The organism is uncultured Pseudomonas sp., from assembly GCF_913777995.1.
Classification (GTDB): Bacteria; Pseudomonadota; Gammaproteobacteria; order Pseudomonadales; family Pseudomonadaceae; genus Aquipseudomonas.
This window is the reverse complement of the sequence record NZ_CAJYVE010000038.1, coordinates 105,404-126,367: the sequence shown is the minus strand read 5'-3', so window position 1 is coordinate 126,367 and position 20,964 is coordinate 105,404. Positions and strand designations below refer to the sequence as shown.

The window sequence follows — 20,964 nt, the reverse complement described above, 5'->3', positions numbered from 1 at the left end:
CATTTTGCCCACGTCGAAATAAAAAAGTGGTCATTAAACTAGCACGACCTTCGGCAACTTAACACCGTCTGTACCACCTGTTGTGTTCTGAATCGTTATCTTGAGCACAACCGCACTAGCAAAAAGCCATTTCCGGCATCGGCCGACGGCCCTCAGGCGTCCACCATCGCCATGGCTTCCTCCACATCCACCGCCACCAGCCGCGAGCACCCCGGCTCGTGCATGGTCACGCCCATCAGTTGATCGGCCATTTCCATGGCGATCTTGTTGTGGGTGATGTAGATGAACTGCACGGTCTGCGACATCTCTTTCACCAGACGTGCATAGCGGCCCACGTTGGCGTCGTCCAGCGGCGCGTCGACTTCGTCGAGCATGCAGAACGGCGCCGGGTTGAGCTGGAAGATGGCGAACACCAGCGACAGGGCTGTCAGGGCTTTCTCGCCGCCAGACAGCAAATGAATGGTGCTGTTCTTCTTCCCGGGGGGGCGCGCCATGATCGTCACCCCTGTATCGAGTAGATCTTCGCCCGTCAGTTCCAAATAAGCCGAGCCACCACCGAAAACTTTTGGAAAAAGGGCCTGGATACCGCTGTTGATCTGATCGAAGGTGTCCTTGAAGCGGTTGCGGGTTTCCTTGTCGATCTTGCGAATGACGTTCTCCAGGGTATCCAGAGCCTCGACCAGGTCGGCGTTCTGGGCATCCAGGTAACGCTTGCGCTCCGACTGCTGCTGGAACTCGTCGATGGCCGCCAGGTTGATCGCCCCCAGGCGCTGGATACGCGCAGCGATGTTCTCCAGCTCATCCTCGGCCTGGCGCTCGGTGGCGCCGGGCTCCAGGGTCGCCAGCACACCGGCGAGGTCATAGCCGTCCTCGTGCAACTGATCCTGCAAGGCTTTGCGCCGCACGCTCAACGACTGCCAGTCCAGGCGCTGCTGCTCCAGCTGGCCACGCAACAGGGCAGCCTGCTGCTCGGCCTGGCTGCGGCGTTTCTCGACCTCGCGCAGTTCGCGGTCGGCGTCTTCCAGGGCGTTCTTGGCGGTGCGCATCTCGTCGTCCACCACCATGCGCCGCTCCAGCAGCTCTTCGAGCTTCAGGCGCAGTTCTTCGAGGGGCGCGGCGCCCTCCTCCAGGTTCAGGCTCAACTGCTCACGGCGCTCGCTGAGGCGCTCGGACTGCATGCGCAGACGCTCCAGTGCCTGATGGGTGGAACTGTGCTGCGCCTTGAGCGAGCCCAGACGCACAGCCAACTGGTGGCTGCGATCCTTGTGCTGGCGCGCCTCCTGACGGACCCGGTCGAGGCGCTCACGCAACTGGTCACGCTGGCCCTGCAGCACCTCGCGCTGCTCGGTGTCCTGGGCCATGGCATCCAGGGCGTCCTGCAGTTGCAGGCGCGACTCGCCGAGGTTCTCGTGCTCGACGCTGCGCTGTTCGGCCAGTTCGGCCAACTCTTCTTCCAGGCGCGTGCGGCGCAGGGTCAACTGCTCGGCCTTGGCACGTGCCGCCGACAGGCGCGCCTTGAGTTCACCCTGCTGGCGGTTTTCGTCCTGCAGGCGGCGGCGCAACTCCTCACGCTGTTGTTCGTGGCTGGACTGTTGCTCACGCAACACCTGCAGACGCTCCTCCAGCTCGGCCAGCGCCGACTCGCGTTCGTCGCGTTGCATGCCCAACTGCTGGATTTCCTGACCCCGCGCCAAGACGCCACTCTGCGCCTCGGCGGCGCGGCGCACACGCAGGAAGTCGCGCCCCAGCCAATAGCCGTCACGGCTGATCAGACTCTGCCCTGGCTGCAGCGAAGCACGGAGTGCCAGCGCCTGGTCGAGGTCGTCGACGGGCACGACCTGACCCAGCCAGGCCGACAGGTCGACCGCGCTGCGCACCTTGTCCAGCAGGCTGCCGGGCGCACCGGACGTGGCGTTGCCAGGGCTGACCAGACGCAGGTCGCCCTGGCTGAAACCGGCCAGATCGAGGCGGGCGAAATCATCCACCAGCACCGCCTGCAGGTCGGCGCCCAGCACGGTTTCCACCGCCAGTTCCCAACCCGGCTCCACCTCCAGCCCCTCGGCCAGTCGCGGACGTTGTACCAGCTGCTGCTCGCGCAACCAGTCGGCGGTGCCGCTGTCCGGGTCCAGGGCGGCCTGCTGCAAGGCTTCGAGGGAAGCCAGGCGACCATTGAGGCGTTGCAGTTCACCCTGCGCCTGCTGCTGCGCCTGCACGCTGCGCTGCAAGTCGTCGCGCAGCTGCTCCAGGCGCTCGCCGGCCTGTTCTTCGTTGATCTGCAGGTCTTCGAGGGTCAGCTCGCGAGCCGCCAGCTCCTCGTCCAGGGCCTGGATGGCCGCGTCTTCGGGGTCGGCGGCAAGCAGCTGCAGCTCTTCAGCCAGGCGCCGCTGGCGCTCGGCCAGGCGTTCCAGGCTCTGCTCCAGCTGCTGGATGCGCGCCTGCTGCACCTGCGCCTGGCGCTGCGGCTCGGCCGACTGCTGGTTGAAGCGGTCCCACTGTTCCTGCCAGGCATGCATCGCCGCCTCGGCGTCTTCCAGGGCGATGGCCGATTCCTCGGCAGCGGCGGCGGTGATTTCCTGCTCGGGTTCGAGCATCTGCAGCTCTTCGTCCAGGGTCGCCAGCAGCGTGGTGTCGTGCCCCAGGTGCGACTCGGTTTCCTGGCGCGCGCGCTCGGCTTCGCGCAAATCGTCCTGCAACTGGCGCAGCCGTTGCTGGCCGTGCTGGATGCTCTGTTCGACCCGGGCGATGTCACCGCCCACCGAATAGAAGCGCCCCTGTACCAGGTTGAAACGCTCCGACAGTTCATGATGGCCGTCGCGCAGGCGCTCGATGCCAGCGTCAGCGTTGCGCTGCTCGGCCACCAGCGCCTCGTAGGCCACTTCCTGGTCGCCGATCACCGCTTCGCGCTGGCGCACCTGGTCGTTGAGGGTCTGCCAGCGCAACGCCGAGAGCTGAGCCTTGAGCTGCCGCTCCTCGCCTTTGTACTGCTGGTACTTCTCGGCCGCCTGGGCCTGGCGGTGCAGGCGTTCGAGCTGGCGTTCGAGCTCTTCGCGCAGGTCGGTCAGGCGCGCCAGGTTCTCCTGGGTGCGGCGGATACGGTTCTCGGTCTCGCGGCGACGCTCCTTGTACTTGGAGATACCCGCGGCTTCCTCGATGAAGTTACGCAACTCCTCGGGCTTGGCCTCGATGAGCTTGGAAATCATTCCCTGCTCGATGATCGAGTAGCTGCGCGGCCCCAGGCCGGTGCCGAGGAAGATGTCGGTGATGTCCTTGCGCCGGCACTTCACGCCGTTGAGGTAATAGGTGTTCTGGCTTTCGCGGGTCACCTTGCGGCGGATGGAGATCTCTGCATACGCGGCGTACTCCCCCACCAGGGTGCCGGCGGAGTTGTCGAACACCAGTTCGATGCTCGCCTGGCTGACCGGCTTGCGGCTGGTCGAGCCGTTGAAGATGACGTCGGTCATCGATTCGCCGCGCAGGTTCTTCGCCGAGCTTTCGCCCATGACCCAGCGCACCGCGTCGATGATGTTGGATTTGCCGCAACCGTTGGGGCCGACCACGGCCGCCATGTTGCTGGGGAAGTTCACCGTGGTCGGGTCGACGAAGGACTTGAAGCCCGCCAGCTTGATGCACTTCAGGCGCATGGATTCAGACCGCCTGCAAGGCGGCCAGCACCAGCTGGCAGCTGCGCTGGCCGTATTCGGACAACACCTCGCGCACGCGCACCGGGTCGCGGTCGAGTACGGCCTGCAGCAGTTGCTCGAACAGCCGCAGGTAGTCGCTCATTTCGGCCTTGCGCTGCTCCAAAGCCAGGAAATAGTTGCGGCTCATGGCGGGCTGCAGATTCTCGACGGTTTCCTGCAGGTAAGGGTTGTCGGCGAACGGAAAGGCCGCACGCATGACGTTGAAGCTGTCTTCGACGAAGGCCTGCACGTTCTGGCTTTCGAAGCTGGCCTGCAGACGCTGCTGGATGACCAGGAAAGGCTGCAGGTCGGCGGGACTCTGCCAGCGTTCGGACACGGCGATACCCAGCAGGATGTACAACTCGCTCATCAGCTTGCACAGGCTGGTCACGTGGTGCGCGTTGAGCGCGGTGACCTGGGCGCCACGCCGGGGCAGAATCACCACCAGGTGGCGGCGCTGCAGAATCAGCAGCGCCTCGCGCACCGAACCGCGGCTGACGTTCAGGGCCTGGGTGACTTTCTGTTCCTGGATGCGCTCACCAGGCTTGAGTTCGCCGCGGATGATCCGCTCGGCCAAATGTTGGGCAATCTGCTCTGCCAGACTATCCAGCGCCTTGAACATCGTTTAATTCCTTGAGAATCCGGACCAGACCCCTGGGCTGAATGCCGGGGGAGCCGCCAGGCGTCGCCTGGAGCGGGCTTGACGTGCCCTGTCGTGCAAAGTTTCGATACAAGCGGCGCAGTGTATATCAAGCGCCAGGATGTGGATGAACAAAACATCAGGAAACGCCCACACGAATCGCTGTCCGATCACTTGTATGCCTGTGCGCACCATTCATGAGGTTTCAATGCCGTCTGCCACCCCCCTTCGTACCGCCCATCGTGGTGCCCTGCTACACAGCCTGGCCGACCCGGCCGAGGTCGGTGTCGAGGCCAGCTTCGAATATGTCGAGGACGGCCTGCTGCTGGTCGAAAACGGGCAGATCCAGGCCATGGGGCCGGCCAGCGAGCTGTTGCCGCAACTGGGCCGCGAAGTCACCCTGATCGAACACCCCGACGCACTGCTCACCCCCGGGTTCATCGACACCCACATTCATCTGCCCCAGGCCGGGATGATCGGCGCCTATGGCGAACAGCTGCTGGACTGGCTGCAGACCTACACCTTCCCCTGCGAACGCCAGTTCGCCGACCCCGCCCATGCCGCCACGGCGGCCAGCCAGTTCATCGACGAACTGCTGCGCAACGGCACCACCACCGCCATGGTATTCGGCAGCGTGCACCGGACTTCGGTCGAGGCCTTCTTCGCCGAGGCCGAACGCCGTGACCTGCGGATGATCGCCGGCAAGGTGATGATGGACCGCAACGCGCCGCCCGATCTGCTCGACACCCCGCAGTGCGCCTACACCGACAGCAAGGCGCTGATCGAGCGCTGGCATGGCCGGGGCCGCTTGAGCTATGCGGTCACGCCGCGTTTCGCGCCGACCAGCTCGCCCGAACAGCTGGCCATGGCCGGGCGACTGCTGGCCGAACACCCCGGCGTGTATCTGCAGACCCACCTGAGCGAGAACCGTCAGGAAATCGACTGGGTGCGCTCGCTGCACCCCGAGCGCAGCAGCTACCTGGACGTCTACGATCATCACCAGTTGCTCGGCGAGCGCTCGGTGTTCGCCCATGGCGTACACCTGTGCGACACCGACTGCGCGCGCCTGGCACAAACCGGCTCGGCCATCGCTTTCTGCCCCACCTCCAACCTGTTTCTGGGCAGCGGCCTGTTCAACCTGCCGATGGCCGAACGGCACAAGGTCAAGGTGGGCCTGGGCACGGATGTCGGCGCCGGCACCAGCTTCTCGATCCTGCAGACCCTCAACGAGGCCTACAAGGTGATGCAGCTGCAGGGCGCACGGCTGCATCCGTTCAAGTCGCTGTACCTGGCCACCCTCGGCGGCGCCCGGGCCCTGCACCTGGACGACCGCATCGGCAGCTTCAGGCCCGGCAACGAGGCGGACTTCGTGGTACTGGACTACCACGCCACGCCGCTGATCACCCAGCGTCTTAAGCACTGCCGCAGCCTGGAAGAAAGGCTTTTCGTGCTCATGACCCTGGGCGACGACCGAGCGATCAGGCAGACCTGGGCGGCGGGACGGCGGGTACACCAGCGCTAGCAATCAGCGCCCAATAAATGCATTTATTGCAACTTAAAAAACAAACTTAATACAGGATTAAAATATTAGCTTATAGCCATTACGAATTTCACTTCGCTATGACTTGCCCCTTACTCTTATAAGCAAGCGATAGGTCAGTACCTACTGCTTATAAGAAATCCCTTTATTGGCAAGCCAGCATCCCAGGCGAAGGAGCTTCCATGAGCGTCGAAATCATCGGCATGATCACCGCCACCCCCAGCGCCGAGGTGGACCAGCCGCTGGGCGACGCCGTAGACGCGGACTTCGTGCGCCGCTTCGCGCAGGCGCATGAAAACGCCGGCTTCGACAAGGCGCTGGTCGGCTACTTCTCCAATGGCGCCGAGGGCGCGGTGGTCAGTTCGTTCATCGCCGCCGCCACCCAGCGCCTCGGCATCCTGCTCGCCTACCGCCCCGGCGTGATCGCCCCGCCCCTGGCGGCCCGGCAGCTGGCCACGCTCGACCAGTTCAGCAACGGCCGCCTGGCCCTCAATGTGATCAGCGGTGGCAGCGACACGGATCAGCAACGCGACGGCGACTGGCTCGACCATGACCAGCGCTACGCGCGCACCGATGAATACCTGCACGCGCTCAAGGCGATCTGGACGGCTGCGGGTCCGGTGGACCACCAGGGCGAGTTCTATCGCTTCAAGGGCGCCTTGCCCAACGTACGCCCGCGGCAAAAGCCACACATCCCCATTTACTTCAGCGGCTCCTCGCCCGCCGCGCTGGAGGTTGCCGCGCGCCATGCCGACACCTACATGCTGTGGGGCGAACCGTTGGCGGACTTCAGCGAGCACGTACGCCACCTGCAGCGCCTGGCTCAGGCCCAAGGGCGCAACCCGCGCATCTCGGTGTCGTTCCGGCCCATCGTCGCCGACAGCGAAGAAGCCGCCTGGCGCCGCGCCGCCGAGATACTCGAACGCATCCGCGCCAACCGCGAACGCCAGGGCCTGCCCGTGCATGGCCACACACCGGACAACGCGGGTTCACAACGCCTGTTGGCAGCGGCGCAGCGCGGCGAAGTGCTCGACGAACGGCTGTGGACCGGTGTCGCGCGGTTGACCGGCGCGCAATGGAACTCCACCGCCCTGGTCGGCACCCCGGAACAGGTCGCCAAAGCCCTGGGCCGCTACTGGCAGGCCGGGGCCAGCACCTTCCTGATTCGCGGCTTCGATCCTCTGGACGACGCCGAAGCCTACGGCCGGGGCCTGATACCGGCAATTCGTGAACAGATCGCCGCCCTGCAACCGCGCCTGACCGGCTGAGGAGACCTGCATGAACCTGCTTCAAGCCCTGCGCAACAGTCTGGCAGCCCTGGCCATCGTCCTTCCCGCCGCCCAGGCGGCTGAGCAGACGGTGCTGCGCATCGGCGACCAGAACTACTACAACGTGCGTGCGTCGGTGGAAGCCTCCGGCGTCCTGGAGGGCGCGCCTTACACGGTCGAGTGGAAACATTTCCAGTCTGCCGCACCGGTGGCCGAAGGCCTGGAAGTCGGCGCCCTGGACCTGGGTTTTCTCGGCGATTCGGGCTTTCTGTTCCTGGCCGCCAAGGGCGCGCCGGTGAAGCTGATCGGCGTGTCGCGGCAAAACCCGGACACCATTGCCCTGCTGGTGGGCAAGGACTCGCCGATCCAGCGCATCGAAGACCTCAAGGGCAAGAAAGTCGCCTACTGGCCCGGCGCCTGGAGCCAGCAGCTGACCTTGCGGGCACTGGACAAGGCCGGCCTGCCGCATGACTACGTACAGTTCGTCAAACTGATGCCCATCGACGCGGCAGCGGCCTTTCCCCAGGGCAGCATCGACGCCTTTCCGGTATGGGAGCCGTACATTTCCCAGCAGGTGGTGCACTCTGGCGCCCGGCCGATCATCACCGCACGCGGCCTGATGCCCGGTCTGTCGAGCATTGCCGCCAACGCCAGTGCCATCGAGCCCAAGCGCGCAGCCATCAGCGACTTCCTCGGGCGCCTGCAGAAGGCACGGGAGTGGGTCGAGGCCAACAAGGACAGCTACGCCGACACCTGGGCGAAGAAAGCCAACCTCGACCCGACGGTGTCGCGCCACTGGATCGGCCAGGCCGACATGAGCGTCGGCCCGGTGGACGAACAGGCCGCCCACGATTACCAGGGCACCGCCGACTTCCTGGTACAGACCGGTGCCCTGCCCAAGGCCTTCGACACCCGGGCGGTGATCGACACCTCGTTCAGCCAGGCCTTCAAGCCCCGTCAGTGAGGGGGCATGACAACGGCATTGAGCCGCGACGGCGGGACCTGTTTCGCGGCTGAAGCCACTCCTGTCCTGTAGGACCGGCTTCAGCCGGGAAGCAATCGCGACCGAAGCCGCTGCGCAGCCTTCCCTCGGGTCAGAAATCGATGGTCCCGGAGAACTTCACCAGCCGCGGCTCGCCCTGGGTCAGGTAGCCGCCATTGGCCGAGGCCCAGTAGTTCTTGTCGGTGATGTTCTCCACGTTGACGCGCAGGGTCAGGTCTTTCCAGGCCTTGAGCTTGTAGCGCGCGCCGGCGTCGAAGCGGTTCCAGGTCGGCAGGCTCAGGTTGTTCGCCGCGTCGGCGTACTGGCCGCCGGTGCGCAGGGCGCGCGCGTTGAGGGCCAGGCCTTCGACACCGGGTACGTCCCAGTCGACGCTGGCGTTGAGCTGGAAGGTCGGCACACCGATGGCGTGGTTACCGTCATTGGAGCCCCCCGAGGTGTTCTTCAGTTCGGAGGTCATGCGCGTGCCGCCGGCCATCAGGCGCAGACCTTCGACAGGCTCGCCGAACAGGCTCAGCTCCAGGCCCTTGTTGACCTGTTCACCGTCGCGCACATAGAGATTCTGGCTGCTGTCCACGTAGCCATCAGACGGCTTTTCGATGCGGAACACCGCCAGATTGGCGCCGTAGCTCTGCCGGTCCAGCTTGATACCGGCTTCCAGCTGCTTGGTGCGCCCCGGCGGGAAGGCCTGGCCGAGGTTGGTGATATTGCTGCCCGACGCCACCGGCCCGGCGGCCAGGCCTTCGATGCGGTTGGCATACAGCGACACGCTCTGCACCGGCTTGTAGACGATGCCGTACACCGGGGTGGTGATGGATTGGTCGTAGAGCGAAGTACGGCTGCCATCGGCGACCGGGCCATCGTAGCTGTAGTTTTCTACACGCAATTGCTGCCGACGCAGGCCATAGGTAAGCAGCAGGCTGTCGTCGAACAGCCCGACGGTGTCGGAAATGGCCAGGCTGCGGTTACGAGTCTTGCCGGTCACCCCTGGATCCCCCATTTTCCCACCGGCAAACGATACATTGGTGGGCTTGGGCAAGGTGACCTTGTCATAGATATTGGTGTTGCCCGCAGTCGAGCGATAGAAGGTGTAGGCATTCTCCTGCTGGGTCCAGATGGTCGACGCGCCAATCGCGATCTGATGACTGACCGGCCCGGTCTGCACCCGGCCATTGAGGCCGGCAGCGAACGAGGTGTTGTCCTCGTTATGGGGAATTTCCGAGCCGCCGATGGTCGCCGTGCCGCTGTTGCCGACCAGGGTCGGGGTGCCGTACACGCCGGTCTCACGGCTGTGCTTGGCGCCGCCGGCCAGGTAGGCGGTCCAGTTCTCGCTCAGGTCCCAGTCGCCGCGCAGCATGCCGAAGGTGTCTTCGGTCTCGCTGTAGGTCCAGTCCTGGCCATAGTTATGGCTGGCGCTCGGCGCGGTCGGCACCCGGGTGGCGGTGCCGATCTGCACGGTGTTGCGCAGGTGGTTGATGCGCTCTTTCTGGTAACCGAAATCGCCGGACACCCGGAAGTTGTCGCCACGGTAGTCCAGCCCGGCGACGAACAGCTTGGAGCGCTGGTCCTGGTCGTCGATGGCGGTTTCGCCTTCGCGCTGGCTGAGGTTGACCCGCGCACCGAAACGGTTGTCGGCGCCGAAGCGCTGACCCAGGTCAAGGTGTTCGCCGATGCGTCCGTCGCTGCTGATGTCCTGGGTATAGCGGCGGGTCGGCGTGTCGCCAGCGCGCTTGGGCTGCAGGTTCACACCGCCACCCAGGCCGCTGCCGGTGGGTGTCACGCCATTGATGAAGGCATTGGGCCCCTTGAACACCTCGACCCGCTCCAGCGCGTCGATGGAGAGGATCTGCCGAGGCAGCACGCCATACAGGCCGTTGTACGAAATATCGTCGCCGTTCAGGGGCATGCCACGGATCACGAACACTTGGGACTGGTTGCCGAAACCGAACGACTGGCGCACCGACGGGTCGTTGAGCAGCACGTCGCCGACGTCTTCGGCCTGCTGGTCCTCGATCAGTTTCGAGGTATAGCTGGTTAGGGTGAACGGCACGTCCATGTTGTCCTGGTTGCCCAGCACACCCATCTGCCCGCCCCTGGCGACCTGGCCGCCGGCATAGGCGTCCGGCAGGGTGTTGGAATTGGCCTTGACGGCCGCAGCATTGACATCGATGGCACCCAGTTCGATCACCGGGTCGGCGGCATTCACCGCGAAACTGGCAGAGCAACACAGCGCGAGCAGGGTCGGGCGAGACGGAAAGCGAAGAGCCATGGGGCGGGATACCTGAAAGTGATGGCCCCTCCTTGGCCGAACGAAGTCCTTCTGGAACGCGAAGCATCTGCTAACGTTCTTGAGAATCGTTACTAGTAAATCACAAATTTTTCACAACCTGTAACTACCTTTACAAGATTTAACAGCGCCCCTGACGAACAGCGCATCACCGCTCTACCCCGCATCTCCTGCCTGACAAGCCCTCCCATCTACGACGATGGCCGTAAGCCATGAAAAAAATCGTGACCCCCTGCTCAGTTTTGGTCACGATACGCCGACACGCAGACAAGAGGCGTGGACCCGCCCACTGGGTCCGAGCCCGACACCCTGCGTGAATAACAATAATCATCGAGGGCTGTGCCATGCACATGCGCAATCTTTCCATCAGCCGCCGCCTGTGGCTGATTCTCGTGGTCTGTGTGGTCATGCTGTGCATTCTGGCCGGCGCCCTGCTCAAGCAGATCCACGACGACCTGTATCAGGCCAAGACCCTCAAGACCATCCATGTGGTGCAGACCGCCAGCGGTATTCTCAAGTACTACAACGGCCTGGAAAGCGCTGGCACCCTCACTCGCGAAGCCGCCCAGCAACAAGCGTTGTCGGCGATCCGCGGGCTGCGCTACGACCAGAACGATTACTTCTGGATCAACGACCTGCGCCCGGTGATGATCATGCATCCCATGAACGCCAAGCTCGAAGGCCAGGATCTCTCGGGGATCAAGGACCCTGACGGTTTCGCCCTGTTCAACGAGATGGTCGTCATCGCCAAGCGCCAGGGTTCCGGCGTGGTGAATTACCGCTGGCCCCAGCCGGGCGCCAGCGAACCGGTGCCCAAGACCTCCTATGTGCAGCTCTTCGAACCCTGGGGCTGGATCATCGGCTCGGGCGTTTACGTCGACGACGTCGCGGCGGAGTTCAAGGCCCAGATCATCAAGGCCGCCCTGGTGTGCCTGGCCATCGGCGTGGTCATGGCCCTGCTGGTCATCGTCATTCTGCGCAGCATCGTCGTGCCGTTGCGCGCGGCGGTGCAGGCCATGGCCAACGTGGCCAGTGGCGAAAGCGACCTGACCCGCACCCTGGAAACCCATGGCAAAGATGAAATCACCCAGCTCGGCCAGCATTTCAATACCTTCATCGCTCAGTTGCGCGGGGTGATCGGCCAGTTGCAGCAGTCAGCGGTGGCCCTCGGCGACGCCTCCCAAGAACTGGGCAGCAGCGCCGAGCAGGCCCAGGCGCGCAGCCAGCAGCAATCGCAACAGATGGAACTGGTGGCCACGGCGGTCAATCAGGTCACCTATGGCGTGCAGGACGTGGCGCGCAACGCCGAACATGCCGCCAGCGAAATGCGCAACGCCGAGTCAGAAGCGCAGCAGGGCCTGGTCAATATCGACGGCAGCCTGCGGCAGATCCAGCAACTGTCGGCCACCATCGAACAGGCCGTGGCGGTGATCCGCACCCTGTCCAGCGAGACCACCCAGATCGGCAGCGTGCTGGAAGTGATCAGCGGCATCGCCGAACAGACCAACCTGCTGGCCCTCAACGCCGCCATCGAGGCGGCACGCGCGGGCGAACAGGGCCGCGGCTTCGCCGTGGTCGCCGACGAGGTGCGCCTGCTGGCCCAGCGTACGCAGAAGTCCACGGCGGAAATCCAGGGCATGATCGAGAGCCTGCAAGGACATTCCGATGCGGCAGTCAAGGTCATTGGCGACAGCAGCCGCGCCTCCCAGGCGACCATCGAGCAAGCCAATCTGGCTGGCCAGAGTCTCAACTCGATCAGCCAGGCACTGCGCAACCTCAACGGCCTGAATGCCTCGATCGCCAGCGCCACGCTGCAGCAATCCCATGTGGTGGATGACATCAACCAGAACGTCACCCAGACCGCGCAGCTGTCGCAGAGCACCACCCTGGCCGCCGAACAGTCCAGCGCCGCGAGCCTGAATCTGGCGCGACTCAGCCAGCAACTCAACGATTGGCTGAGGCCTTTCCGGATCTGAGGTTGAACCCGCACAGCGTTTTTCCATCAAAGCCCCTTATCCGAACTGGCGGGAGCAGACGAAATGCGCACTTTGAAACTGGCGGGCAAGAGCGTCCCGGTCCTTGGCCAGGGCACTTGGCACATGGGTGAGAAAAGTCACCGACGCTCGGAAGAAATCGCCGCCCTGTGCCTGGGCATCGACCTGGGCCTGACTCTCATCGACACCGCCGAGATGTACGCCGACGGCGGCGCCGAAGAGGTCGTCGCCCAGGCGATACGCGGCCAGCGCGACCGCGTCTGCCTGGTCAGCAAGGTCTACCCCTTCAACGCCAGCACCCAGGGCGTGCCGCGTGCCTGCGAGGCCAGCCTGCGGCGCCTGGGCACCGACTACATCGACCTGTACCTGCTGCACTGGCGCGGCCAGTACCCCCTGGAAGAAACCGTCGAGGCCTTCGAGCGCCTGCGCGAGCAAGGCAAGATCGGCGCCTGGGGCGTGTCGAATTTCGACGTCCCCGACCTGGTGGAACTGCACGACTCGCGGTGTGCGGCCAATCAGGTGCTGTACAACCCCTCGCAGCGGGGCATCGAGTTCGACCTGCTGCCCTGGTCCGCCGAACGCCAGCTGCCAACCATGGCCTACTGCCCCATCGGCCAGGGCGGCGACCTGCTCTGGCACCCCGCCCTGCAGACCGTGGCCCGCCGCCACAACGCCAGCCCGGCGCAGATCAGCCTGGCCTGGGTGCTGCGCCAGCAGCAACTGGTCGCCATTCCCAAGGCCGTGGAACCCGGGCACATCCGCGAAAACCTCGCGGCGCTGGACCTGCGTCTCAGCGAACAGGACCTGCTCGACATCGACCGCGCCTGGCAGCCGCCGACGCGCAAGATGCCGTTGGAAATGGTCTGAGGCTCAACGCGGGGCGGCACGGGCAGCGCCGCCTCCTTTTTTCTCCCCTGCAACACCCAGCCCGACACAGCCGTAACAAATAGAGATGGCAAGTCTCGGATGACTTGACGCAGGGACAGGCGTGTATTTGAAGGAAGCAATCGATGTACAGGATGCAAAAAACGCTCGGCATGGGTCTGTCTTTGGCCCTGGTCAGCTCGCTGAGCGCCTGCAGCTGGTCCCCCTCTGGCAAACCCTATGACTTTCCAAAGCCCGGAGAACCCTCGGCGAACATTCGCATGAAGCAATCCTCCGACACGAATCTGGCCCTGCTGAACATCGATGACCGGGGTTGCTATCAAGGAGTTTCATCCATGCCTTACGCCGATGGCTACCTTAGCGCCGACGTCAGGCCGGACAAGCCATTGGTCCTCAGATATGACGATACCTATGGCAGCCAATACTGCGTGATACAGGTCTCCTTCACCCCCGAGAAAGATGCCTCGTATCTCTTTCAGTCCGATACGTACAACAAGAAGGTGTCCGGTCTGATACCAGGCCTTGAGCGTGACCAGGCATTTTGTGCCATCGGCGCATTGAAAAAGCAGGGTGACGAATGGGTCGCTCAGCCGTTGGAAAAAGTGCGACCTATGCCAACCAGCCCCATGTGCATACGTTTTCGTAAAACCGATGCAACGCCCCGCCCTTCTCTGTTCCCATTTGCAAACTGAGCCACGTACTGAACGCTTAAGCGAGTCGATCAGTTGGCCTGAGACCTGCCCTGGCGACCGAGGCGCGGCGCCAGGCGCACGTAGACCAGCTCGGCGCACAATTCCACCAGGGTCTGGGTGATGATCACCGCTGGCAGCACCGGAATCGCTCCCGGCACCGCCAGGGCCAGCGGCAGCACCACCAGGGAATTACGTGTCGCGGCACTGAACAGCACCGCCCTGCCCGCTGCCGCGTCGAGGCGCCAGGCCCGTGCCACCCAGGCGCCGAGCAACGGGGCGATGACCGCGAACGCCAGGTACACCGGCAACACCGCCAGCGCGCTGGGCAGTGCGGCTTCGATACGCGGCCCGGTTGCGGCGATCACGATGAGCAGCACCAGCGCCGTGGCGGGTACCGGGCACAGCCCCAGGCCGAGATTGACGCCCGCCATCGCACGGCTGCGCCGGCCCAGCCATTGCAGGGCGGCGGCCAGCAGCAACGGCAGTGCGATCAGCCAGGCGAAGGCCTGCAGGAACGGCCCGGCATGAATGACTCCGGTGGCCACCTCGCCCAGCAGGACCTCCAGGTACAGCGGCAGTGCCAGCATCTGCACCACCAGCAGCACTGGGGTGGCGGCCAGCAGCAGCCGTGCGTCGCCGCGTCCCAGTTGGGTGAAAGTCACCACATAGTCGATGCACGGTGCCAGTAACACCAGCAGCACACCCAGGCGCACCAGAGGGTCGGCCGGCACCAGCGGCAGCAGCGCCCACACCAGCAACGGCACGACGATGAAATTGGCACTCAGCAGCGCGCCGATGAAGCGCAGCCGGGTAAAGGCCTGGCGCAGTTCGACCAGTGGCACCTGCAGAAAGGTCACCAGCAGCATGAAGGCCAGTGCCGGCTCGACAGCCGCCTCCAGCGCCTCGGTGCCCGGCAGTCGCCAGGCCAGCACAGCTGCCAGCAGCACGGCGACGAAGTAAATGGTGACCTGACGGTTTTCCAGGGCATCCCGGACAGCTTGCATGCAGCGACTCCTCGTTGCGGACGAAGGCTGGCCAGCCTTCTGGATCAGGCTGCCGAACCTACAGGGATTTGCTCGTCACTTGAAGCCTGCGGCAGCCCTGCCAGCGGATTGATGGACCTTTTGCCATTACCGGCCACTCCAACCTGCAGGACGTGCCTCGGCACCTGTATCGCTGTATTGGAGAGGTAAAGCGATGGTCATTGCCTGCCTGGGATGGGGTTCACTGATATGGAAACCGGGCGATCTGCCTTTGCGCTGCGAGTGGTTCTTCGATGGCCCGAGGCTGCCGGTGGAATTCTGCCGGGTCGGCGACGGCGGCGAACTGGCCACGGCCTTGTGCATGAACGCGACGCCCAGCCAGGTGCTGTGGTCGGTACTGGATGTGCCTGACCTGGATACGGCCTGCCAGGCGTTGCGCGTGCGCGAGCAGATTCCCGAGCAGCGCGACGACGGCGTCGGCCTGTACGTGCCGGCGCGTAACGACCAGGGGGTCCTGGCCGACTGGGCCCTGGAGCGCGGTGTCGACGCCCTGGTGTGGACGGCACTGCCGCCAAGGATCGACAACCAGGAAGGTCGCCTGCCCAGCCGCAAGCAGGCCATCGATTACTTGCAGGGCCTGCAGGGCGAAACCCGCGAGCACGCCCGCGACTACCTGGCCCGCGTGCCGGAACAGATCGCCACGCCCTGGCGGCGTGAGGTCATGCGTGCGCTGGACCTGAACTCAGGCGCCTAGCCGCACGCTGCCGCTCGCGAACGCGGCATCACGCTTACAGCCAACACTGTTCAGTCAGGCCGGGTAGGAGCGGCTTCAGCCGCGAAGCGACCGCATGTTCACAACAGATGCAGGGAGTTTCCTGACGCTTTCGCGGCTAAAGCCGCTCCCACCGGGCCACATGCCGCTTAACCGAACTGTGTTGCCCCTGGCCGTGTTCAGGTCGAGCGTTCGAAGAACACCAGGCGTATGGCCAGGGCCGCCATGACCCCGGCGAAGCCGTAGTTGGCCAGCCGTGCGCGGCGCGAACCGCCGACCAGGCGGCGCTTGAGCAGCAGCGCAGCGGCGGCCAGAAAGGCATTGAACAACAGCGCCATGAGCGACAGCAACGCGCCGAGGACCAGCAGTTGCAGGGCGACATGGCCATTGCCGAGGGTGACGAACTGCGGCAGGAACACCATGAAGAACAGCAGCGCCTTGGGGTTGAGCAGGCTATTGAGCGCGGCGCGCAGCAGCACCCGGGGCCAGGCGGCCAGTTGTGCCGGTTGCCCGGTTGGCGCCTTGGCGTCTTTGACCGCCTGCCAGGCCATCCACAGCAGGTAGGCGGCACCGAGCATGCGCAGGATCTCGAACGCTGGCGCCCAGCTCATCACCAGCGCTCCGACACCGGCGCTGACCAGCAGGGTCAGTACCAGATCAGCCAGCGCATTACCCAAGGCAGCGGCAAACCCGGCCCGCCAACCATAGGCCAGCGCATGGCTGGTAACGAACGCCATGTTCGGGCCGGGCACGACCAGCAGCACAAGTGCGGCGAGGCTGAAGAGGTAGAGGCTGTTCAAGTCCGGCATGGGCAACACTCCCTGAGGTCGAAGCCACACAGTAGAGGCTCGGCGCAGCCGACCATAGATACAGACCGGGGCATTTTCGACCAGACAGTCGCCGCCAGGCTCGATGCCGCGTCTTCGCTGAAGCCAGCCTGACCGACCGTTTTCTAGCGCACGATCCGCTCGACATGGATCTCCAGCTTCTTGATCCGGTACCACAGGCTGCGTTCGGAAATGCCCAGCAGTTGCGCGGCGGCGGCCTGGACGCCCTGGGTGCGCTGCAGGGCAGCGAGGATGCAGGTCTTTTCCACTTGCGCCAGGGCGGCGTCGAGGTCCGAAGGAATGTCGCTCACGGCGTCGAGCGGTGCTGCCTCCTGGGCCGCGGGAGCGTTGAACAGATAGCCCGGCAGGTCGCTGTCCTGGATCACCGGACCGCTCGCCACGATGGTGGCGCGTTCGACGCAGTTCTGCAGTTCGCGGATATTGCCCGGCCAGCCATAGCGACTCATGGCCAGCAGCGCTTCGGGGCTGAAGCCGGTGATGCGCTTGCCGGCCTCGGCACCCAGGCTGTGGGCGAAATGGCGCGCCAGCGGGGCGATGTCTTCGACCCGCTCACGCAGCGGCGGCAGCGGAATCGGGAAGACGTTGAGGCGGTAGTAGAGGTCTTCGCGAAACTCCTTGTTCGCCACCGCTTCGAGCAGGTCCTTGTTGGTGGCTGCGATGACCCGCACGTCGACCTTGCGCTCGCGCGGGTCGCCCACCGGCTCGATGATGCGCTCCTGCAGGGCGCGCAGGATCTTGGCCTGCAGCGCCAGGGGCATCTCACCGATTTCGTCGAGAAACAGCGTGCCCTTGTCGGCCTGCTGGAAGCGCCCTATCCGGTCTGCCACCGCCCCGGTGAAGGCGCCCTTGCGGTGGCCGAACATCTCGCTCTCCAGCAGGCCTTCGGGAATCGCCGCACAGTTGACCGCCACGAACGGCTGGTCGGCGCGATTGCCGTGGCGGTGGATGGCGCGGGCGACCATTTCCTTGCCGGTGCCGCTCTCCCCAGTCAGCAGAATGGTCGCGCCGCTTTCGCGCACCGACTCCACGGCCTGGATCACCCGGCGAAAGGCCGGGCTCTCGCCCACCAGGCTGTCGATCTGCCGATGCTCGTCGAGTTCGGCGCGCAGGCGATGGTTGTCGCGCAGGATGTCACGGAATTGCAGGGCCTTGCTGACGGTGATGTCCAGCTCGTCGATGTCGAACGGCTTGGCGATGTAGTCGAAGGCACCGTTGCGCATCGACTGCACGGCGTTCTTCACCGTGCTGTAGGCGGTCATGACGATCACCGGCACCTGCGGGTAGCGCGTGCGGATTTCCGCCAGCAGTTGCGGACCATCCATGCCAGGCATCCGCCAGTCACTGATCACCAGGTCGATGTCTTCGCGCTCCATCACCGTCAGGCCATGCAGACCGTTACCGGCGGTGAACACCTGCAGGTTGCTGTGGCTCAGGGCCGAGGCCAGCAGGTCGCAGAGCTTGGGTTCGTCGTCGACCACCAGCACGTTGTGGCTCATGGCTGCTTTCCTTGATCGCTGTGTTCATGGCTGGGCAGGTACAGGTTGAAGGTCGCCCCGGCGCCTGGTTCGCTGATGCACTCGATGTGCCCGTCGTGGTTTTCCATGATCGAGTAGACCTTGGCCAGGCCCAGGCCGGTTCCCGAAGCCTTGGTGGTGACGAACGGCGTGAAGATGCGTTCGAGCATGTCGGCCTCGATGCCCTGCCCGGTGTCGCTGACGCTGATCAGCGTCCAGGGCCCTTCGCTGGACAGGCTGAGGGTCAGGGTGCCGCCGTCGGGCATCGCGTCGATGGCGTTGAGCACCAGGTTCAGGCACGCCTGGGTCAGTTGGCGGCCATCGGCGTAGATACGCGTTTCAGGGTCGCGCTCTTCGATGTGCGCCTCGATATGCCGGGTCGCCAGCTCCGGCGCGCAGAAACCCAGCAGGTCCTCCAGCAGCGGGCGGGCCGGCTGCAGCGAGCGCAGCGGCGCGCTGGGCCGGGCGAAATCGAGAAACTCGGTGATCAGGTCGTTGATGCGCGTCACCTCGCTGATCACGTATTCGAGGTGGCGCATGTCGGCTTCCGGCAAGGCCGCACGGCGGTGCAGCAACTGCGTGGCGGTCTTGATGATGCCCAGCGGGTTGCGAATCTCGTGGGCCAGGCCCATGGCCACTTCACCCAGGGTGTGCAGGCGGTCGCGGCGGCGCAACTGGGCTTCGAGGTCCTGCAGCTCGCGCAGGCGCTCGGTCATGTGGTTGAAGGTCACGCTCAGGTCGGCCAGCTCATCGCTGCCGATCACTTCGACATGCTGCTGGTAATCGCCGGCGGTCACCGCCTGAACCCCTGCGGCCAGCCCACGCAGCGGGCGGGTCAGACGCTGCGAGATGAACCAGCCGACGCTCAGCGACAGCGCCGAGCCGAACAGCAGGATCAACAGGAACAGGTTGGTCTGGTTGACCAGCCCGACCAGCGTCGAATGGCGCAGCAGGCCGCTGAACACCACCCCCTGCATGTCGCCGCCGTCGTTGAAGATCGGCGAATACACGCCGCTGTAGCGCGAATTGGACTGTTCGCTGGGCTCACGGGTCTGGCGCAGCAGCGTCTCGATGCCCGGCGGCACGCGCAACGGGTGGTTCTCGAAGCGCTGGGTGGAAAAGACTTCGGCAAAGCCCTCCTGGTCCTTGAGGTACAGGCGCAGGTCGAGGGAATGCACGTCGGCGACGCTGGTCAGGAAGCTGCTGTCCAGGTAGGTGGCGATCATCAACTGGCAATCGACCCCGCCCTGGATGGTGTGATAGGTGGAAACCACCGCCCCCACCGGCGCGCCGCCGTAGCGCACGGTCTGCAGCACTTCATCGGCGCCCAGGCTGATCTGCCCGACCACTGCATCCGGCGCGGTGGAATACAGCACCTGGTGGTCGCTGCTGCGCACCAGCGCCACCACATCGATGCCCATGGCATCGGCAATGTCGGCGATGCGCCGGTCAGGCACCTTGCCCGGTTGCGCGCCGTTGTCCAGGTAGCCGAGGAACAGCTGCGCGGCGCGCGCGTTGTCGCGCAGGATCTCGCTGATCTCGTCGTTGACGATGCGCGTCGACTCCTGCAGCCAGATACGCACGTTGCTGTCGAAGATCTGCGACAGCGTGGTAGCGGCCAGCTCGGCGGCGATCATGGTAGGGATCACACTGACCAACCAGAACGCCAGCACCAGCTTGCGCTGCACGGTCCAGCGCGACAGGGAAAACAACCGGGGTTTGGCCTGGGTCATGAATGTTCGCTTATAGCGGCCGCCATGGCGGGATCGTGTCGGTCGGGGCGGATGAGCCGTTTCACCAGGCGCAGCAAGGTGTCGATCAACCAGTTGCGATGGCGAAAGAACAGCATATTGCCCTGGAATCGGCAACCGAAACGCATCTTGCTGGCGTAGCCGGCCTGCCCGCACTCGTAAGTGCTGATGCCCTGACGGATGCAGTATTCGACATTGGCCAGCCAGCTGCGGGCGTAAAGGCTGTGCTCGCGGGTGCGTTGCAGGTCATGGGCGAAGAATTTGTCGAGCAGGCGGTGTTCGTCGACCAGCAGCAGATTGAAGGCCGCCAGTTGCCCGTCGACCCAATACAGCACGCAGACTGCCCGGCCTGGCAGGCGCTGCAGGACACCGGTGAAGTAATCCGGCCCCAGGCGCTCGAACTGCAGGTCGCTACGTGCCAGGGTGGCTTCATACAGGCGCATCATTTCCGGCAGCACGTCCTCGACCTGCTCGCGCCACTCGATCTGCGGTGCCGGGCTGCGCAACAGGCGCCGCAGGTCCTTGCGGGTGGACTTGCCCAAGGTGCCGACGTAGTCATCCAGGCAGGCGAAGCCCATCGGCAGGCTGGCGCCGGGCAAGCTCGGCAGCGCATGCAACCCGGCCTGCTCGCAGGCCTGCACCCACTCGCCGGCAGCCAGCGGCGCGTCCTTGACCGCCAGCAGGCCAATGTCGAAACGCTGCGCATCCTCACGGGCCAGCGCCAGCAGGCGTTGCAGCAGGGCGGCGCGCTGCACCTGCGGCAGGTGGCGGGCCACCCCCGCTTCACAACGCTCGGCCACGGGCGAGCCCAGGGCATACAGCCCCAGTTGCAAGGCACCCGGCCACAGGCGTGCCAGCGCCTGACTCAAGCGCCTTGCCAGGCCCTGCACCGTGGTGTCCAGGCTGTAGCGGGTGATGAACGCCGGCACCGCCGCCACGAGTTGCTGGTCCTCATACAGCGCCAGGTAGCGCCATGCGAAACCCTCGATGCCGGCTTTCTCCACGGCCAGGTAGTAGTCCCAGTCCTCCAGCGTGCCGGGGAAACAGGCGTTCCACTGTTCACGCTCGATACGTTCGATGCTGGCGAATGCATGGGCGGTGATCATCGCG

General features: G+C 64.8%; 15 protein-coding genes. 7 read left to right on the top strand and 8 right to left on the bottom strand.

The window, feature by feature from the left end:
* Positions 1-152 precede the first annotated feature (152 nt).
* Together smc and QZ497_RS16785 are read right to left on the bottom strand one after the other, a co-directional pair.
* Positions 153-3,641 (bottom strand): chromosome segregation protein SMC, encoded by a 3,489-nt coding sequence (smc, locus tag QZ497_RS16790; RefSeq protein ID WP_295476968.1) that lies wholly within the window; start codon positions 3,639-3,641, stop codon positions 153-155.
* Between the two features lie 4 nt (positions 3,642-3,645).
* A complete protein-coding gene (locus QZ497_RS16785) occupies positions 3,646-4,302 on the bottom strand; it encodes a GntR family transcriptional regulator (RefSeq protein WP_295476966.1) in 657 nt (218 codons plus the stop codon).
* 226 nt (positions 4,303-4,528) lie between these two features.
* Here QZ497_RS16785 and guaD point away from each other — a divergent pair, with 226 nt between their 5' ends.
* The 3 genes from guaD to QZ497_RS16770 all read left to right on the top strand — a co-directional run bounded on the left by guaD (position 4,529) and on the right by QZ497_RS16770 (position 8,092).
* A complete protein-coding gene (gene guaD / locus QZ497_RS16780; protein ID WP_295476964.1) occupies positions 4,529-5,842 on the top strand; it encodes a guanine deaminase in 1,314 nt (437 codons plus the stop codon).
* 221 nt (positions 5,843-6,063) lie between these two features.
* Positions 6,064-7,128, top strand: coding sequence for an LLM class flavin-dependent oxidoreductase (locus tag QZ497_RS16775; protein ID WP_295476987.1), 1,065 nt, complete (start codon positions 6,064-6,066; stop codon positions 7,126-7,128).
* A gap of 10 nt (positions 7,129-7,138) precedes the next feature.
* A complete protein-coding gene (locus QZ497_RS16770) occupies positions 7,139-8,092 on the top strand; it encodes an ABC transporter substrate-binding protein (RefSeq protein ID WP_295476962.1) in 954 nt (317 codons plus the stop codon).
* 130 nt (positions 8,093-8,222) lie between these two features.
* Here QZ497_RS16770 and QZ497_RS16765 read toward each other — a convergent pair whose 3' ends face one another.
* The gene (locus QZ497_RS16765) at positions 8,223-10,397 is read right to left on the bottom strand and encodes a TonB-dependent siderophore receptor (protein WP_295476960.1); all 2,175 of its coding nucleotides are present in this window, start codon (positions 10,395-10,397) and stop codon (positions 8,223-8,225) included.
* A 362-nt stretch (positions 10,398-10,759) separates the two neighbouring features.
* Between QZ497_RS16765 and QZ497_RS16760 the strand changes: the two genes are divergently transcribed.
* The 3 genes from QZ497_RS16760 (at position 10,760) to QZ497_RS16750 (ending at position 13,986) form a co-directional block, all read left to right on the top strand.
* Positions 10,760-12,391 (top strand): methyl-accepting chemotaxis protein, encoded by a 1,632-nt coding sequence (locus tag QZ497_RS16760; RefSeq protein ID WP_295476958.1) that lies wholly within the window; start codon positions 10,760-10,762, stop codon positions 12,389-12,391.
* A gap of 63 nt (positions 12,392-12,454) precedes the next feature.
* Positions 12,455-13,276, top strand: a complete 822-nt coding sequence (locus QZ497_RS16755) for an aldo/keto reductase (RefSeq protein ID WP_295476956.1) — start codon at positions 12,455-12,457, stop codon at positions 13,274-13,276.
* A 143-nt stretch (positions 13,277-13,419) separates the two neighbouring features.
* Positions 13,420-13,986 carry a hypothetical protein gene (locus tag QZ497_RS16750; protein WP_295476954.1) on the top strand — a complete coding sequence of 189 codons (567 nt, stop codon included), beginning with the start codon at positions 13,420-13,422 and terminating at the stop codon, positions 13,984-13,986.
* A gap of 29 nt (positions 13,987-14,015) precedes the next feature.
* Here QZ497_RS16750 and QZ497_RS16745 read toward each other — a convergent pair whose 3' ends face one another.
* Complete coding sequence (locus QZ497_RS16745; RefSeq protein ID WP_295476952.1) at positions 14,016-14,990, bottom strand: arsenic resistance protein; 975 nt, start codon at positions 14,988-14,990, stop codon at positions 14,016-14,018.
* 193 nt (positions 14,991-15,183) lie between these two features.
* Between QZ497_RS16745 and QZ497_RS16740 the strand changes: the two genes are divergently transcribed.
* Positions 15,184-15,723, top strand: a complete 540-nt coding sequence (locus QZ497_RS16740) for a hypothetical protein (RefSeq protein ID WP_295476950.1) — start codon at positions 15,184-15,186, stop codon at positions 15,721-15,723.
* A 197-nt stretch (positions 15,724-15,920) separates the two neighbouring features.
* Here the strand turns inward: QZ497_RS16740 and QZ497_RS16735 are convergent, their stop codons facing one another.
* The 4 genes from QZ497_RS16735 to QZ497_RS16720 form a co-directional block, all read right to left on the bottom strand.
* The gene (locus tag QZ497_RS16735; protein WP_295476948.1) at positions 15,921-16,550 is read right to left on the bottom strand and encodes a LysE family translocator; all 630 of its coding nucleotides are present in this window, start codon (positions 16,548-16,550) and stop codon (positions 15,921-15,923) included.
* A gap of 143 nt (positions 16,551-16,693) precedes the next feature.
* Positions 16,694-18,085: a sigma-54 dependent transcriptional regulator gene (locus tag QZ497_RS16730; RefSeq protein WP_295476946.1), complete on the bottom strand. Its 1,392-nt coding sequence runs from the start codon at positions 18,083-18,085 to the stop codon at positions 16,694-16,696.
* Positions 18,082-19,836 (bottom strand): sensor histidine kinase, encoded by a 1,755-nt coding sequence (locus tag QZ497_RS16725; protein WP_295476944.1) that lies wholly within the window; start codon positions 19,834-19,836, stop codon positions 18,082-18,084. Before QZ497_RS16725 ends, QZ497_RS16730 begins: the two co-directional genes overlap by 4 nt.
* The gene (locus QZ497_RS16720) at positions 19,833-20,960 is read right to left on the bottom strand and encodes a GNAT family N-acetyltransferase (RefSeq protein WP_295476942.1); all 1,128 of its coding nucleotides are present in this window, start codon (positions 20,958-20,960) and stop codon (positions 19,833-19,835) included. The genes QZ497_RS16725 and QZ497_RS16720 overlap by 4 nt, the downstream gene beginning before the upstream one ends.
* Positions 20,961-20,964: the final 4 nt, after the last annotated feature.